Annotated in this window: 13 protein-coding genes and 1 pseudogene; 4 read left to right on the top strand and 10 right to left on the bottom strand. The window is 69.5% G+C overall.

Going from position 1 to position 15,727, the window contains the following annotated elements:
* Nucleotides 1–220 precede the first annotated feature (220 nt).
* The 3 genes and pseudogenes from OH735_RS16700 to OH735_RS16690 form a co-directional block, all read right to left on the bottom strand.
* Complete coding sequence (locus OH735_RS16700; RefSeq protein WP_406382341.1) at nucleotides 221–2,959, bottom strand: ATP-binding protein; 2,739 nt, start codon at nucleotides 2,957–2,959, stop codon at nucleotides 221–223.
* 537 nt (nucleotides 2,960–3,496) lie between these two features.
* On the bottom strand, nucleotides 3,497–3,559 hold the full coding sequence (locus OH735_RS16695; RefSeq protein WP_406386597.1) for a hypothetical protein: 63 nt from the start codon (nucleotides 3,557–3,559) through the stop codon (nucleotides 3,497–3,499).
* A gap of 152 nt (nucleotides 3,560–3,711) precedes the next feature.
* Nucleotides 3,712–3,858: pseudogene (locus tag OH735_RS16690) on the bottom strand (aldo/keto reductase); the annotation flags it as partial.
* A 70-nt stretch (nucleotides 3,859–3,928) separates the two neighbouring features.
* On the opposite strand from OH735_RS16690, the gene OH735_RS16685 reads away from it, so the two are divergent.
* Nucleotides 3,929–4,117: a hypothetical protein gene (locus OH735_RS16685; RefSeq protein WP_406382340.1), complete on the top strand. Its 189-nt coding sequence runs from the start codon at nucleotides 3,929–3,931 to the stop codon at nucleotides 4,115–4,117.
* A gap of 464 nt (nucleotides 4,118–4,581) precedes the next feature.
* Here OH735_RS16685 and OH735_RS16680 read toward each other — a convergent pair whose 3' ends face one another.
* From OH735_RS16680 to OH735_RS16660, 5 genes are all read right to left on the bottom strand, one after another.
* Nucleotides 4,582–5,679, bottom strand: coding sequence for a DUF475 domain-containing protein (locus OH735_RS16680; protein ID WP_406382339.1), 1,098 nt, complete (start codon nucleotides 5,677–5,679; stop codon nucleotides 4,582–4,584).
* Between the two features lie 81 nt (nucleotides 5,680–5,760).
* A complete protein-coding gene (locus OH735_RS16675; RefSeq protein ID WP_406382337.1) occupies nucleotides 5,761–6,156 on the bottom strand; it encodes a universal stress protein in 396 nt (131 codons plus the stop codon).
* Nucleotides 6,157–6,167: 11 nt separating this feature from the next.
* The gene (locus tag OH735_RS16670) at nucleotides 6,168–7,667 is read right to left on the bottom strand and encodes a tripartite tricarboxylate transporter permease (protein ID WP_406382336.1); all 1,500 of its coding nucleotides are present in this window, start codon (nucleotides 7,665–7,667) and stop codon (nucleotides 6,168–6,170) included.
* The gene (locus tag OH735_RS16665; RefSeq protein WP_406382335.1) at nucleotides 7,667–8,200 is read right to left on the bottom strand and encodes a tripartite tricarboxylate transporter TctB family protein; all 534 of its coding nucleotides are present in this window, start codon (nucleotides 8,198–8,200) and stop codon (nucleotides 7,667–7,669) included. Before OH735_RS16665 ends, OH735_RS16670 begins: the two co-directional genes overlap by 1 nt.
* Nucleotides 8,197–9,198: a Bug family tripartite tricarboxylate transporter substrate binding protein gene (locus OH735_RS16660; protein ID WP_406382334.1), complete on the bottom strand. Its 1,002-nt coding sequence runs from the start codon at nucleotides 9,196–9,198 to the stop codon at nucleotides 8,197–8,199. Before OH735_RS16660 ends, OH735_RS16665 begins: the two co-directional genes overlap by 4 nt.
* Before the next feature lie 97 nt (nucleotides 9,199–9,295).
* On the opposite strand from OH735_RS16660, the gene OH735_RS16655 reads away from it, so the two are divergent.
* The 3 genes from OH735_RS16655 to OH735_RS16645 are packed head-to-tail and all read left to right on the top strand — an operon-like array spanning nucleotide 9,296 to nucleotide 11,939.
* Entirely contained in the window at nucleotides 9,296–10,942 is a 1,647-nt protein-coding gene (locus OH735_RS16655) for an ATP-binding protein (RefSeq protein ID WP_406386596.1), read from the top strand.
* A complete protein-coding gene (locus OH735_RS16650; RefSeq protein ID WP_406382333.1) occupies nucleotides 10,939–11,613 on the top strand; it encodes a response regulator in 675 nt (224 codons plus the stop codon). Before OH735_RS16655 ends, OH735_RS16650 begins: the two co-directional genes overlap by 4 nt.
* A 53-nt stretch (nucleotides 11,614–11,666) precedes the next feature.
* Complete coding sequence (locus OH735_RS16645; protein ID WP_406382331.1) at nucleotides 11,667–11,939, top strand: hypothetical protein; 273 nt, start codon at nucleotides 11,667–11,669, stop codon at nucleotides 11,937–11,939.
* A 429-nt stretch (nucleotides 11,940–12,368) separates the two neighbouring features.
* On the opposite strand, the gene OH735_RS16640 is transcribed toward OH735_RS16645, so the two are convergent.
* Nucleotides 12,369–14,063 carry a bifunctional 3'-5' exonuclease/DNA polymerase gene (locus OH735_RS16640; protein ID WP_406382330.1) on the bottom strand — a complete coding sequence of 565 codons (1,695 nt, stop codon included), beginning with the start codon at nucleotides 14,061–14,063 and terminating at the stop codon, nucleotides 12,369–12,371.
* 193 nt (nucleotides 14,064–14,256) lie between these two features.
* Nucleotides 14,257–15,315, bottom strand: coding sequence for a type III polyketide synthase (locus tag OH735_RS16635; protein WP_406382329.1), 1,059 nt, complete (start codon nucleotides 15,313–15,315; stop codon nucleotides 14,257–14,259).
* Between the last annotated feature and the right edge of the window lie 412 nt (nucleotides 15,316–15,727).

Raw genomic sequence — 15,727 nt, 5'->3', positions numbered from 1 at the left:
TCTTTCGGTCAACATTTCGGTACCGCAAGACGCTGCTGTGCAGCATTACCCAGTGAACGATGGCCACTTCTTCACATAATTTAACGGCTGTTTTTCAGCGGAACGTTCCGTCGCCGACGCCGATTGGGACATACCTGCGGTAAAGGCTTTTGGGTATCCGGCCGACCGCGATCCGGTCAGCTTCGTGTGCACCTTGTGTGTGCACCATGTGCGGGATTGCTCATCGCGACCCGGTGCGGGCCGGCACATGGCCGTTCAGGATGGCCGCAAGTTGGTCGCGTCCTTCGATACCGAGCTTTCGGTACGCGTTGGTGAGATGGACCTCGACGGTGCGCAGCCCGACCCGCAGGATGTCGGCCAGTTCCCGGTTGGTCCGGCCCTCGGCGGCAAGCATCGCGGTGCGCAGCTCGGCGGCGGTCAGTACGGCGACTCCCTCCGCGCCGGCGGACTTCGGCGCTCGGCCACCCGACGCGGACAGCTCGATACGCGAACGTCGCGCCAGATCCGCGCAGCCGCACTCCTCGGCGAGTTCGACCGCACCGCGCAGCGCCCGGCGAGCCGGAACCGAGCGTTTGGCCCGGCTCAGCGCCGTACCGTACTCGCTCAGGGAGCGTGCCAGGTCGAGCTTGGCGGCCGACCGTTCCAGAACGGAGACCGACTGCTCCAGCGTGGTCAGTCCCTGGGCGCCACCGGTCACCACGCCCTGCGTCCGCAGCGCGGCACCCAACGGGCCGGACGCCTCCCACCGGCGCGCCTGCTCCACCGCCTCCGCGGCCTGGCGGCGGGCGTCGGCCGTCTCACCGAGCGCCAGCAGAGCCGTCGCGGTCTCGGACCGCCACGGGGCGACCGCGGGATTCTCCACCTTCCACGACGGAAGCCGATCGCCTACGCCGAGCAGATCCCGGAGCCCTTCGGCCGGCGCTCCGGCGGCGACCCGCAGGCGGCCCCGGGCGAGCAGCAGGGCCGTGCCGGCCCAGGTCCGAGGCACATCGCCGCACAGTTCCGACCGTTCGAGCAGGCCCGCCGCCTCGTCGTGGTCGCTCAGGTCGACCAGGACCTCCACCAGCCGGGCCAGGAACTCCACCGCCGCGCCCCGCTGCCGGGGCGCCCCGCAGCCGATGAGCAGCTCCAGCGCGCTCCGGGCGTCCTCGGCCGCGGCCGGCATCCGGCCCAGCCGGTGGGCGACGACTCCGCGCAGCGACCGGGCCGCGGCCAGGGACGGCCGGTGGCCCCAGCGCAGCGCATGGCCCACCAGGGCGTCGCAGCGTTCGTGGGCTTCCTCGGTCCGCCCGGCCTGGGCCAGCACCAGCACAGCGCGCAGGGTGGGCCGCATCGCGTCGGGGTTGACCGGGAGCACCGCCAGCGCCTCCTTGGCCAGGGCCACGGCCCGGCTCCGGCAACGGCCGGCCCATGCGGTGCGCATGGCGAGCAGGCTCAGGTGGCGCCCTTCGTCCCCCCTGCCCTTCACCGGCTCGGGCAGGCGGGTCAGCAGCGCCGCCGCGGCTCCCGCGGTCGCCTCGCTGTCGAACTGCAGCTCCGCCGAGCACAGCGCCTGGTCGTCGGCGTCCAGCTGCTCAACGGCGGCCTGGTGGCGCCCGGCCACGGCGAGGTGCTCTGCCAGTTCCCGTACGACGCCGGCCTGCCGCTCCGAGACCGTGGTCAGCCGGCGGATCGCCGCGCCGAGGTCCACGTACCCCTCGGCCCGGCCCAGCTCCGTCAGGAGCCGCGTCCGGAGGGCGTCCGGCATGGGCTCGTGCAGAGCCCTGCCCAGGTAGGCGATGGCTGTGTCGGGATCGCCTCGGCCGATGGCGGCTGCGGCCGCGTCGAGCAGGCGGGCGACCACCCAGGGTTCGGCCAGCGGCGGGGTGGCGACGAGCTGTTCGGCCACCCGGCACTCGGGAGCTCCGGTGGCCCGCAGGGTCCGGACCGCCTTGGTGCGCAGCGTCTGCAGGTCGGCGTACGGCACCTGCTGGATCACCATGTTGCGCAGCATCGGCTGTGCCAGGGCCACGGACTGATCCGACACGCGCAGCAGTCCGGCCCGGCTGAGCGCCGTCGTCACCTCCATGACCACCGGCGGCTCGGCACCGCAGACTCCGGTGACGCGGGGCAGGTCCGCGTCGGCGCCCAGCACGGCGACGGCTCTGGCGACATCGAGGGCGTACGGCGATATCCGGCGCAGGCGGGCGTGCACCCCGGAAGCGAGCCTGGACACGGCGGTGTTGCCGGGCACTGCCGCCGAGTCTGCGGTGGGCGTGACCGCCTGGTCCCTCAACACCGAGGCCAGCTCGGTCACGTACAGCGGGTTGCCTCCCGCTTCCCGCATGACCGCGGCGACGAAGGACCGGTCCGGGGTGGCGGCGAGGGTGCGTTCGATCAGCGCTGAGGTGGCCGGGACGCTCAGCTCGGCCGGGCGGAGCTCGACCGCGCTGACGGCCAGCAGCTCGTCGAGGACGTCGGGATCGGCGCACGGCTCACCGGGGCAGATGGTCAGCAGCACCGCGATCCGTGCCTGATCGACGCGCTGCGGAAGGGTACTCAGCCAGCGCAGCGACTGCCGGTCCAGCCACTGCAGATCGTCCACCGCCACCAGCACCGGGGCCTGGGATGCCAGCTGCGACAGCGCCCGGTGCACAGCGCACAGCTCGGCCAGCGACGGCTCGTCGGCCGGCCCGGCGAACGGCAGCTCCGCGATCTCCGGCACCACGGGCGCGAACAATCGGCTCACCAGGCCGTAGGGCAGGGCCCGTTCGGGTGCACTGCCCCGGGCCGTCAGCACGGTGAACCCGCTGCGCCGGGCCCGGTGAACCGCGGCCTCGAGTACGGCCGTCTTGCCCGTCCCCGCACCGGCGTTGACCACCACCACGCGGCCGGCGTGCTCAGCCGCACCGGCCAGCATCGCCTCGATCTCGGCGATCTCCCTGTCGCGGCCGAACAGTTCCGACGGAGCCGTCTTCATGCGATACCCGTTCCCGCGGCCGGGTGTCATGACGCGGACGGATGACGAGCGGTCATCAGCAGGAACGGCGTGCCAGTGCCCCCTCCCGGCAAGCTTTGTCCTGCCGCGCGCCGCCCAGCATGCACGCTCGCTTACGGGCAGACATTGCCGGTCACGGCGCTAGGTCACGCGAGCCCCGGACCATGCCACCTGGTCGTCCACGCCGCCACCCCGGCCCCGATTGATTGAGGGACAAGCCTGGCGTGAAGGTTCCGGGCCGGGTCTTCGACACCTGTTGCCGGGTCGTGCCATCGCTCACACACCGCGTATCAGTGGACGGGTCAGGGGTCTGCGGGGACTGTGGGGCCCTTGGGGCCTCTGGGGCCTCCGCCCGTGGGTAACACTAATGCTCATCGGACCGCACGGGGAGACGGGGGCGGGCAGGAGCCCGGACGGCCGGTCCGCCGTCCGGGCTCCAGGTCGCCGTCGCGAATCAGTCGTTGATGCGAAGAAGGCGAGCGTGGGCCATTCTCGTCCGGAAGGGAAACTCTGCGCTGCTCAGACCCGGTTGAGCGCGGCGGCGCCGAAAGACACGTCGAAGCGGTCACACCAGATGCTCACCCTGCCGTACCGGTCGACAGACCGCGCAGGACCTGGCCGACGTGGCGGTGCCCGAGCTCGCCGGCGTCGTCGCCGTCGATCTGCTGGACCCGGTGATCAGGGGCAGGGAGTCCTCCTCCAGCACCTCCTTCCTGGTCGCTGGTGACATGAGCTGCGGCCGCGGTGTCGAGCAGCCGGTAGCCGACGGCGAGGGCGTCGGTGACGGCCTGCTCGGTCTGCTCCGGCAGGATCTGGAAGACGCCGAAGCCGAGGACCGGCATCTCCACGCCGTTGTTCAGGGTGATCGTGTTCTTGGGCATGCCTCGACGGTAGGCACGCGTCCGGCACGAGTGGGAGTCACTGCCGTTATCCCCCGTACGCAATCCCCGTATGCAGTCGCCGCCGGCGCTGGGAGCCCTCGACTCGACCCCCGACGTCCGGATCGTCACCTACCTCACCGACGCCGGTACCGCCTCTGCTGACGCCCTCGACCTGCTCCGCGGCTGGGTCGCGACCACACACACATCCACCGAACGCGCCCGACGACGTGGTGACGTCTTGGACGCCGGTGGGCAGTGACTGGTGGACACCTGAATCCGCACTGTGGGAGGCCGATAACTCCGATGTTTCGGCTCCTTGTCACCTCCGACGCTCGTCTCGGTGGCCCGTCGGTGGCCGGACGCCTCTGGACAGCACATCACGAGGGGGCACCGACCAACCACGAGCACATGCTCTGATCAGGCACGACGTCACGTGGCGGCACGACGAAGCACTACGCAACAGGAACGCTCACGGTCTCGTAATGCGTAGGTCTCGGGTTCGAATCCCGAAGGCGGCTCTGTGGAAGCCTCAGGACTCACTCGCCGTGACCTGGGGCTTTTGCTTTTTGAGGCCGTGACCGGGTGTTGCAGTGCCTGACCGGCCCGGGGAAACGGACCGGTCGCATGGCCGGTATCGCGTCTCCGGGCCCGGCCGGTCCGACTGTGATCGGTGCTCGTCGATCCCCGCCGGGGCAGACCTCGGTGAGAGCCTCGTGTGGCTGGTTACTCCTCTGCGGCGAGAGTCTTGTTGCGCCGCACCGAGGACCAGAACGACCAGCCGATCAGCACCACGCCGACCAGCCCGGTGATGATCTCGTTGATCTGGTACTGGATGGTGACGAGCAGGATCACGGCGAGCGCGCCGATCGCGTAGTGGGCGCCGTGCTCCAGGTAGACGTAGTCGTCCAGGGTGCCCTGGCGGACGAGGTAGACCGTGAGAGAGCGGACGTACATGGCGCCGATGCCGAGACCGAGCGCCATCAGCACGATGTCGTTGGTGATGGCGAAGGCGCCGATCACGCCGTCGAAGGAGAAGGACGCGTCGAGGACTTCGAGGTAGAGGAACATGAAGAACGCGGCCTTGCCCGCCATCGCCACGGCCGAGACGGGCTTGCCCGCCTTCTTCGCCTCTTCCTCGGCCTCGTGCTCTCGCTCCTCTTCCTCCTCCAGCCTGTTCTCGAAGAAGCCGGAGAGCCCTCCGACGACCAGGTACGTGATCAGACCGGCGATACCGGAGATCAGCACGGTCTGAGCCTTGTCCGCGTGTCCGGCGTGCTGGTGGGCGTTGACCGCGAAGGTCATCGAGCTGATGAGCAGCACGATCAGGGCGATGCAGACCGACAGCATGTCTATCCTGCCGAGTTTGGCCAGCGGCCGTTCCAGCCGGGCCAGCCACCTGATGTCGCGATCCTCGAAGATGAAGTCGAGGAAGATCATGAACAGGAACATCCCGCCGAAGGCGGCGATCGACGGGTGTGCGTCGGTGACCAACTGCTCGTAGCGCTCGGCATCGTTCCATGCCAGGTCGACCGCCTCGACGGGCCCCATCTTCGCGCTGACGGCGACGATCACGACGGGGAAGACCAGCCGCATGCCGAACACGGCGATGAGCACACCGACCGTGAGGAAGATCTTCTGCCAGAAGGCGCTCATCTTCTTCAGGATTCCGGCGTTGACCACGGCGTTGTCGAAGGAGAGCGAGACCTCGAGAATTGACAGGATCAAGACGACCCCGAACGCCGTCCACCCGCCGTAGAGCACCGCTGCGACCAGGCCGAGAGCAGTGACAGCGAACGACCAGCCGAAGGTTTTCAGAACCACTGGTACCCAATCGGTGTAGGAAGGGGGGCGCCGACGAACTCGCGCATCGTCGGCCGCGGCGCACCCCGAGGCGACGGTGTGTCAGGATTCTGCTTTCACCGCGAGAACCGGACACGGCGAATCCAGGAGGATCCGCTGCGCCGAGGACCCCAGGAGGAGCTTGCCGACCGCGCTGCGGTGCCGCAGCCCGATCACCACCAGGGACACCTCGGCGGACCCCGCCAGCTCGACGATCTCCTCGGCGGCATCGCGCCCGCCGATCACCTGGCGTATGTCGAAGTCGACGCCCAGTTCGGTCAGGTCCCGTCGGACCTGGTCGAGGTCTTCGCGCTGTGCGAAACCGCGGTCGACGTACGCGTCGCCTCGCGAGGTGTTCATCACCAGCAGGGCCTCGCCCCGGGTGCGGGCCTCGTCGACTCCCGCGCGCAGGGCCGCCTCTCCTTCCGGCGAGGGCACATATCCAACCAGTACGGTCATGACCGCCCCTTTCAGGCCCGTCGCTCGACGAGCGGACGCACGACGAACCGGCGGACCAGCGGCCAGGCCAGTACGAGCACGATCACCGTGTAGATCACGTAGGACACCGGTCCGCCCAGCAGACCGGACAGTTCGCCGCCCGACAGCTGAAGTGACCGACGGCCCTGCAGTTCCGCGCGGGGGCCGAGGATGACACCGACAATCAGCGGCAGTACCGGCAGCCCGAATCTCCGCATCCCGAAGCCGATCAGTCCCAGCGTCAGGAGGAGGAACAGGTCCAAGGGTTGGGCGTTGACCGCGTAGGCACCCATCGAAGCGAAGAACACAATCCCCGCGTACAGATAGGGGCGCGGTATCCGCAGCAGCCTGGCCCAGGCCGGCGCAAGCGGCAGATTCAGCAGGAGCAGCAGCAGATTGCCGATGAACAGGCTGGCGATCAGCGTCCAGACAAGCGCCGACTCGCGCTCGAACAGCAGCGGGCCTGGCTGGATTCCGTACGACTGGAATGCCGCGAGCATCACCGCGGCGGTCGCGTTCGTCGGCAGCCCGATGGCGAGCATCGGCACCAGGGTGCCTGCCGCGGACGCATTGTTCGCCGCTTCCGGGCCGGCAACTCCCTCGATCGCCCCCTTGCCGAACTGCTCGGGGTGCTTGGTCAGCTTCCTCTCCGTGGCGTACGACAGGAACGTCGGGATCTCCGCGCCACCGGCCGGCATGGCCCCGAAGGGAAAGCCGTAGGCGGTGCCGCGCAGCCAGGGTTTCCAGGACCGTTTCCAGTCCTGGCGGCCCATCCACGGCACGCCGACGGGGATCACCCCCGCGGGCTTGCGCCGCAGATGCGCCGCCACCCAGAGGGTCTCGCCGACGGCGAAGATGCCGACGGCGACCACCACCACATCAATGCCGTCGGCGAGTTGGGGGACACCGAAGGTGAGCCGCTGCTGTCCGGAGACCGAGTCGATTCCGACAATGCCGATCACCAGGCCGACGAGCAGCGAGGCGAACCCGCGGATGCGCGACGAGCCGAGGACGGCGGTGACCGCGATGAAGGACAGCAGCATGATCGCGAAGTAGTCCGGTGCGCCGAGGCCGACCGCGAACTCCACCACGATCGGGGCGACGAGTACCAGGAGCAACGTGCCGATCGTTCCGGCGACGAAGGATCCGATCGCCGCGGTGGCGAGTGCCTGCGCCGCCCGGCCGGCCTTGGCCATCTTGTTGCCCTCGATGGCGGTGACGACCGAGGACGATTCGCCGGGCGTATTCAGCAGGATCGAGGTGGTGGAACCGCCGTACATGCCTCCGTAGAAGATGCCGGCGAACATGATGAATGCCCGGGTCGGCTCCATTCCGTACGTCACCGGCAGGAGCAGAGCCACGGTCATGGCCGGGCCGATGCCGGGCAGGACCCCGACCGCCGTGCCGATCGTGACGCCGATCAACGCCAGCAGAAGGTTCATCGGGGTGACGACGTGCGCGAACCCGTCGAGCAGATGATTCAGGTTGTCCATTACAGGATTCCTTGCAGCACGCCGGCCGGGAGGTTGACGCCGAGCCCGATCGCGAAGGCGTAGAAGGTGATCAGCGAAAGCGCCACCGCGATCGCCAGGTTGCGCAGGTAGTGCCGGTTGCCCAGGGCGAAGGCCGTTCCCCAGAACAGGAGGGCCCCGCTGATCACCCAGCCCAGGGGTTCGATCAACACCGCGTTGACGACGAACGCGCCGATGAGCAGCAGCACGGTGCGCCAGTCGATCGGATTCGCCAGGTCGACGTCCTCGCCGGCCTCCGGTTCGGCGCGGCCGCCCCGCGCGACGTCGACGACGTACACGAGGGCGATCAGAAGGAGCAGTACGCCGAGGAGCACCGGTACCGTGCGCGGCCCGACCGGGTCGGTGCTGCTCGGCGCGTGCGCGATCCCGGTGGCGTCGACGATCACCAGTACGCCCAGCAGGGCGAGGAACGCGCACACACCGTACTGTGCGCGGTCCGCGCCCGGGGACCGGCGGGAGCCCGAGTCGGTGGGCTCATCGACGTCCGGGCTCATGCCAGGCCGAGTTCCGTGAGGATGTCGGCAACGGCCTTGTCCTGTTCCGTCAGGTAGGTGGCGAACCCGTCGCCTGCCATGAACGCGTCGGTCCAGCCGTGCTTGGTCAGCTCGGCCTTCCACTCCTCGGAGCCGTGCATCGCGGTCAGCGAGTCGATCCAGACCTTCTTGTCGGCGTCGCTGATGCCGGGCGGGGCGACGATTCCGCGCCAGTTGGTGAAGACCATGTCGATACCCGAGGACTTCAGCGTCGGGGCATCCTTGAGGGCTTCGATCGGCTTCTCGCTGGTCACCGCGAGCACCCGCACCTGACCCGCCTCGATCTGGTCGAGGAACTCACCGAAACCGCTGGCACCAAAGGCGATCTTGTTGCCGAGGATCGCCGGGAGCAGCTCACCACCGCCGTCGTAGCCGATGTAGTTGACCTTCTTCGGGTCGATGCCGACCGTCTTGGCGAGCTGCATCGGAAGCAGGTGGTCCGGTCCGCCGAGCGACGAGCCGCCCCCGACAGCGATGGCCTTGGGGTTCTTCTTCCAGGCGGTGACGAGATCGTCGATCGTCTTGTACGGAGAGTTCTTGGGCACGACGATCGCGCCCGCCTCCTCCATCAGCTTGGCGATCGGCGTGGTCTGCGAGAGCGTCGCCTTCGACTTCGAGGCGTACGCAGCACCGACGACTCCCAGCCCCATCTGCATGGCGAGCTTGCCGTTGCCCTTTTCGTTCACGGTGCGCTGCAGACCGACCGTGCCGCCGGCGCCCGGAAGGTTGAACACCTGAATACCGGACGCGATCCTGGTGTCCTCCATCACCTTGGCAGCCGTCCGCGCCGTGGTGTCGTACCCGCCGCCCGGGGTGTTGGGGACCATGATCCGCAGGCCGGTGACGGGCTCGTCGCTCTTGCCCGTTTCCTCTTTCTCCGCGGTAGCGCCGCAGGCGCCCACCGCGAGCATGGATATGGCGGCCAGGGTGCTGACGACAGCAGCTCTGCGAGTTCTCATGGCTCGTCTCTTTCGCTTCCGGCAGTCGGACGCCATGATTGTGCGACTCGGCAGACACCACGTCTGTGTTGTGTCAGCATTGAAGATTGAGTTCATTGTGGTCGTAACATTTCGCCGCCATACCCTCGCGGGCGAGCTGTTGGTGCTCCAGCTCGCCATCGTCGTGGTGGTGTTGCTGGCGGTCGCCGCTGTCTCGCTGGCCCAGTCGGAAGCGACCTTCAACCGGGTCGAAGGACGCCGGGTCACCGCGCTGGCCGAGCAGCTGGCTGGCAACCCCTTGGTGTCCAGTCAGCTCGGCCGGCCGGCGCCGGGTGAGACGCTCGCGCCGCTCGTCCAGACCACGCTGACCCAGTCGGGTGTCACCTCCGTGACGGTCGCCGACAGCAGCGGCAGGATCGTCAGCTCCACGAATCCCACAGTGATCGGAACAAGGCTGCCGTTCGGGCCCGGCGTCGCCGAGGCCCGCGGCTGGTCAGGGGATCTGGTCCTGGACGGTGCCCAGGAGTTGGTGGCCCAGGTGCCGGTGCTCAAAGCGGCTCAACCGGACCTCGGCCGGCATCTCGGCACGGTGATGATCGGTGAGGCGTCACCGACGATCTGGCAGCGGCTGAGCGGCGCTTCGTCGTATCTGCTCGCCTACCTCGGTATTGCGAGCGGGCTCGGTCTGATCGGATCGTGGTTGCTGGCCCGGCGGATCAAACGCCAGACCCTCGGTTTGGAGCCACGCGAGATCGCGGGGCTCGCCGAACACCGCGAGGCAATGCTGTACGGGATCGCGGAAGGCGTGATCGCCCTCGACCCGCAGTTGCGGCTCACCCTGGTGAACGAGGTCGGCAGGCGGTTGCTCGATCTGCCCGAGCACTGCGTGGGGATGAGCCTGGCCGACCTCCGGATCGAGGGCCGGCTGCACGACGTACTCGCCGGATCCTCCAGTGACACGGCCGAGCGGCGCGACGAAGTCGTCATACGCCGGAGCCGGGTGCTGGTGATGAACCGGATGACCGTCACCAAGGACGGCCGCCGGCTCGGCTCGGTCACGACCTTGCGGGACCGTACCGAACTGGCGCAGCTGGAACGCGAGATCGGATCCTTCCGCAGCTCCGCCGAGCTGCTGCGCGCGCAGGCCCACGAGTTCGCCAATCAGCTGCACACGATTTCCGGGCTGATCCAGATCGGTAAGCACGACGAGGTGGTGCAGTACGTCCGAGCGCTGAGCCGACACCGTCAGTCGCTGGACACGACCCTGACCGGACGGGTCCGCGACATGGCCGTCGGAGCTCTGCTGATGGCGAAGTCCTCGCTCGCGGCCGAACGGAAGGTCGTGCTGCGCGTCTCGGAGCACACGGCGCTCGGCCGACTGGCGCCGGAGGACTCCGTGGACGTGGCGACGGTGATCGGCAACCTCGTCGACAACGCCGTCGACGCCGCGGCGGCGGGCGGTGACGGCCACGACGCCTGGGTGGAGGTCGAATTGTGGCAGGACGCCTCCAGCGTGGAGATCGTGGTGCGCGACTCGGGCCCCGGCGTGGCGCCCGAGCTCGCGCAGGAGGTCTTCTCGCACGGCTTCACCACGAAGGCTGCCCAAGAGGGGGAGCGCGGCATCGGGCTGGCGCTCACCCGGCTCGTCTGCGAGCGCCGCGGCGGCGAGGTCGCGGTGGCCAACACGCCCGACGGCGCCATGTTCACCGCGAGGATGTCCGTCGGCAACCTGGCCGGCGCGGTACCGGAAGGAGCCTCCCGATGATCGATGTACTGGTCGTCGACGACGACTTCATGGTGGCAAGTGTCCACCGGACCTTCGTCGACCGCGTCGAGCCCTTCCGGGTCGTCGGCACGGCGAACACCGGCGAGCAGGCGATCACGGCGGTCGGCGAGCTGCGCCCCGACCTGGTCCTGCTCGACCTCTATCTTCCGGACATGTTCGGTCTGGACGTCATTCCACGCCTGCGGACCGCCGGGCACGACTGTGACGTCATGGTGATCAGCGCCTCGCGCGAGGCCGACGCGGTCCGCCGCTCCGTCCGCCAGGGCGTGGTCGACTACTTGCTGAAGCCGTTCGACTTCGAAGACCTGCGTCCCCGCCTCGAGCGGTACGCCGCCCAGCGCAACAGCCTGCTCACCACAGTCGTCAGAGGCCAGGCCGACGTGGACCGGGTACTGACCGGGGCCGGCTTGCCGGCATCGAGTGTCCCGTTGCCGAAGGGCATGAGCGTGGAGACCGCGGCGCTGATCGAACGCACGCTGTGCGGTACCGACGGAACGCTGTCCGCCGCCGAGTGTGCGGCCCGGACCGGCATCTCCCGGGTCAGCGCCCGCCGTTACCTCGAGTACTTCAACGACACCGGCCGCGCCGAGGTGTCCTTGCGGTACGGAGCCGCCGGCAGACCCGAGCGCCGCTACGGTTGGTGCGCCTGAGTCCGCGCTTGCCGGTCCCGCCGCCTTCGGGGCGTAACGGGTCCCGCAAGGACGTGGCCGCCACCCTGGTCACCAGCGGCACCCCGACCGATCCGCCCACCGACCCGACGGATCCACCGGGCGGCAGCTGGGCGGCCGGAACGTTCTACAACGCGGGAGATCGCGTCACGTACGGCGCAGGCGCACACCGCCGCGCGGAGGTGCCCGGGCCGGAGCGCATCCGGTCCGGGCACCTCCGTTTCGTGATGCCGGAACGCGAACCGTCCGCTGCCCGAGGGGCGGCCGACGGGGCGCGGAGTAGCCTGGATGTGTACGGCTCCCGGTGAGCCGGTTCTGTCGGCCTGCGCATCGAAGGGGGCCGGTACCGTATGGACACCCTGGTCACTGTCGTGGTCGTCCTCGCGATGATCGCGATCGCTGCGTTCGTCATACATCGGCTCAATGCCCGCCATCGGCATCAGCATCTGCGTCCGGCGCACTACGAACACGGGCTGGCCGCGTTCGGGGACGAACCTGCGTCGGGACGCGCTTCCAGGTTCGCTCCGGAGCCCGGCGCGGGTGAACAACGGCAAGGCGGTGGAACTGGTTCCGGGGCAGGCTCCGACCCGGGTCCCGGCTCGGGTTCCGGTTAGGGTTTTGGTTCCGGTTCCGGTTCGGGTTCCGGATAGGGCTCCGGTTCCGGTCCCGGCTCGGGTTCCGGTTCGGGTTCGGGCTCCGGTTCGGGTTCCGGTTCGGGTTCGGGTTCCGGAGCGTGATCACTTTGCGTCCGAGTAGCGTTCCACCACCGCCGTCGTGAACGGAAACCGCACCGGCGTCTCACCGAAGGCGGTCCGCCCGGCCAGCTCACCGGCCGCCCGGATCGCCTCCACGACCGCCTCGGTCTCCTCCCGCGGGCAGTGCACGATCACCTCGTCATGCTGGAAGAAGACCAGCTCGGCCCGGAGACCGGCGGAGCCGATCGCCCGGCGCAGAGCGGCAAGAAGCAGCAACGCCCAGTCCGCAGCGCTGCCCTGCACCACGAAGTTACGGGTGAAGCGGCCCCGTGCGCGGGCGTTCGACGAGGCGTAACCAGGGGTGAACTCGCCGTCGGCGGCGGGTTGTTCCGCGCTCTCCTGCGGGATGCCGGCCTCGTCGTCATCCCCGCTCCCGGCGGCGGGCGGACTGGTCCGCCCCAGCCACGTCCGTACGAGACGCCCCTCCTCGCCCGCCTTCGCCGCGTCGTCGACATAGGCCACGGCCAGAGGAAATCTTCGGCGCAGGGCGGCCAGGTTTTTCAGGCCGTCGCCCGAGGTCTGGCCGTAGACCGCGCCCAGCAGGGCGAGCTTGGCGTGCTCCCGGTCGCCCTGGAACGCCTGGTCCGACAGCGCTGTGTAGAGATCGCCGTCATGGCCGGCCACCTCCATCAGGCCGCGGTCGCGGGAGATCGCGGCCAGGACCCTGGGCTCCATCTGGTCGGCGTCCGCGACGACGAGGCGCCAGCCCTCGTCGGCGACGACCGCCCGCCGTATCACCTTGGGGATCTGCAGCGCCCCTCCGCCGTTGGTCGTCCAGCGGCCGCTGACGGTGCCGCCCGGCTGGTACTCGGGGCGGAAGCGGCCGTCGCGCACCCAGTCCTGGAGCCAGCTCCAGCCGTGCGCCGTCCAGATCCGGTACAGCTTCTTGTACTGGATGAGGGGTTCCACCGCCGGGTGGTCCAGCCCCTCCAGCTCCCAGCGCCGGGTGGACTTCACCTTGATGCCGGCCTGCGCGAAGGCCTTCACCACGTCGGCGGGGAGGTCGGGGCGGACCCGTCTGCCGAAGGCGGCCGACACCTCGTCGGCCAACTCGGCCAGCCTGCGGGGTTCGCCGCCGCCCGCGTAGCGATCGCCGAGCAGTTCCTGGAGCACCTTCCGGTGCACGTCCGCCCGCCAGGGGAGGCCGGAGCGGTTCATCTCGGCGGCGACCAGCATGCCGGCCGATTCGGCGGCCGTCAGCAGGCGCATCCGGCCCGGGTGCGCGGTGGCGTCGTGGCGGCGGAGCTGCGCGGCGTACACCTGGAGCAGGTCGTCGAAGGGCAGGCCCGTGCCGGACGGCGGCTCGAAGAGGGAGGACTGCGAGCCGGGCTCGGCGGAGCGGGGCGGGGGATCGGGGGGTACGGGGGCGTTGCGCAGTCGGGCGTGGGCGGCGGCTGCGGAGCGGGGTTCGCCGAGCCGGCCCTCGTGGGCGAGGAGGAGGGATTCGGCGACCTCGATGTCGTAACAGCGGGCCACGGGGACACCGACGGCGAGCAGGCGCGGGTAGATCTCGGCGGTGGACCGCCAGACCCAGCGTGTGACGTCCGGGCGGGAGCGGACGGCCTCCACGAGGTCGGGTTCGGTCAGGACCGGGGCGGTGGGCAGGCCGGTGGAGTCCAGCGGGGCGAGGAGGGCGCCGCCGGTCTCTGTGGTGGCCAGAGCCCAACGTTCGGTCATGTCGTCGAGTCTGGCACCCGGCACTGACAGCGCCCGGGAGGCGAGCGCGGGGTGGGGTGGGCCGCTGCAGGGGTTCACCCCACCCCGCACCCGGGAGGGCCGGAAGGCCGGGCACACCGGGAGGGCCGGGCACGCCGGGCACGCCGGGCACGCCGGGCAAGCCGGGCAAGCCGGGCGGGCCGGAGGCGGGACGTCAGGACTTGGAGTCCGTCGTCCAGGTGCCCAGGGAGATCTCGGCGGTGATGCCGGGACCGAAGCCGGCCATCAGGCCGCGGTGGCCGTCCAGGGCCGATGCCTCGTCGAACATGCGGCCGAGGGCGTCGAGCACCACCGCACTGGCGATGTTGCCGTACTCGGTGAGCGTGGCCCGGCTGAAGCGGAACGCTTCGGGCGGCACGTCGAGGAAGAGGCTCAGGTCGTCCAGGATGCGCGGGCCGCCCGCGTGGATGATGTAGAAGTCCAGCTTGCTGGCGTTCCACTGGTTCTCCTCGGCGACCGCCTCCAGTGCTGGTGCGAGAGGCTCCATCGTTCCGGGCACTCGCTTGTCGAGCTGGAAGTGGAATCCGGTGGACCGGACCGCGTAGGAGATCCAGTCCTCGGTGGCCGGGATGACGAACGAGCCGTTGCGCTCCAGGCGGACTCCGGTGCCACCGCTGCCCCGGAGCACGACGGCGGCTATGCCGTCGCCGAACAGGCCGTTGGACAGCAGGGATCCGACGCCCAGATCGGTGGGCTGGTAACAGAGCGAGCAGAACTCGCAGGCGACGACCAGCACGTTCGCGTCGGGGTACGCCATGCAGAAGTCATGGGCCCGGTTGACGGCCGCGCCGCCCGCGGCACAGCCGAGTTGGGCGATCGGCAGCTGTCGTGTCTCAGGGCGGAAGCCCATCGCGCCGATGAGCCACGCGGTCGGCGGCGGCATCATGAAGCCTGTGCAGGAGACGTAGACGATCAAGTCGATCTGCCGCGGCTCCAGTTCGGCCTGGTCGAGCGCCCGGCGTACCACCGCCGGCACGCGGGCTTTGGTGTGTTTCTCGTACGTGATGCTGCGGGCGTCGAAGCCCGGGTGCTGCAGCACCTTGTCGATAGGCTGGATGAGGTGCCGTTTCTGCACCCCGGTGTGTTCGATCAAGCGAAGGACCAGGTCGATCTGCGGATGGTCGCCATGCAACCTTTGAGCCAGCTCGAGAGTTTCCTCGTTGGTGATGACGTACTCGGGAACCTCGATTGCCGGCTTGCAGAGAACCGCCATGGAACTCCTCCTAGCGGACTTGGTCCACACGGCCGGGCCCGGAACGGTCACGGGGTGTGAACCGACGCGGGAGTGGCCACCACTGTTCCGTCACGCGCGGTGCCGCGCGAGACAGAGCTCTGGTGGATTCCAGCGCCGGGTTCGATACCCCTGGCACGGGCGCGGACGGGCCGACCGTCGAAGACTGAGTTCTAGCCGTTCGTGGGCGGATGCTGATCCGCCACGGCTGGGTGGCCGTCGGGGATCACGCTACGGCAGAAGAATCAGGGCCGCACGTCGAGCGGATCAGGGCCGCACGGCGGGCGGATCAGGGCCGTACGGCGGGCGGATCAGGGCCGTACGGCGGGCGGATCAGGGCCGTACGGCGGGCGGATCGGGGCTGTACGGCGGGCGAATCGTCGCGCACGCCGAG

This window comes from Streptomyces sp. NBC_01618 (genome assembly GCF_045209435.1).
Lineage (GTDB): Bacteria > Actinomycetota > Actinomycetes > Streptomycetales > Streptomycetaceae > Streptomyces.
This window is presented reverse-complemented; position numbering and strand designations above follow the sequence as displayed.

What these genes read in the sequence shown, in the direction of transcription:
- OH735_RS16635 (WP_406382329.1), bottom strand. Translation starts at nt 15,315, where the DNA reads ATGGCGGTTCTCTGCAAGCCGGCAATCGAGGTTCCCGAGTACGTCATC.
- OH735_RS16685 (WP_406382340.1), top strand. Translation starts at nt 3,929, where the DNA reads ATGCAGTCGCCGCCGGCGCTGGGAGCCCTCGACTCGACCCCCGACGTC.
- OH735_RS16670 (WP_406382336.1), bottom strand. Translation starts at nt 7,667, where the DNA reads ATGGACAACCTGAATCATCTGCTCGACGGGTTCGCGCACGTCGTCACC.
- OH735_RS16665 (WP_406382335.1), bottom strand. Translation starts at nt 8,200, where the DNA reads ATGAGCCCGGACGTCGATGAGCCCACCGACTCGGGCTCCCGCCGGTCC.
- OH735_RS16650 (WP_406382333.1), top strand. Translation starts at nt 10,939, where the DNA reads ATGATCGATGTACTGGTCGTCGACGACGACTTCATGGTGGCAAGTGTC.
- OH735_RS16700 (WP_406382341.1), bottom strand. Translation starts at nt 2,959, where the DNA reads ATGAAGACGGCTCCGTCGGAACTGTTCGGCCGCGACAGGGAGATCGCC.
- OH735_RS16660 (WP_406382334.1), bottom strand. Translation starts at nt 9,198, where the DNA reads ATGAGAACTCGCAGAGCTGCTGTCGTCAGCACCCTGGCCGCCATATCC.
- OH735_RS16640 (WP_406382330.1), bottom strand. Translation starts at nt 14,063, where the DNA reads ATGACCGAACGTTGGGCTCTGGCCACCACAGAGACCGGCGGCGCCCTC.
- OH735_RS16675 (WP_406382337.1), bottom strand. Translation starts at nt 6,156, where the DNA reads ATGACCGTACTGGTTGGATATGTGCCCTCGCCGGAAGGAGAGGCGGCC.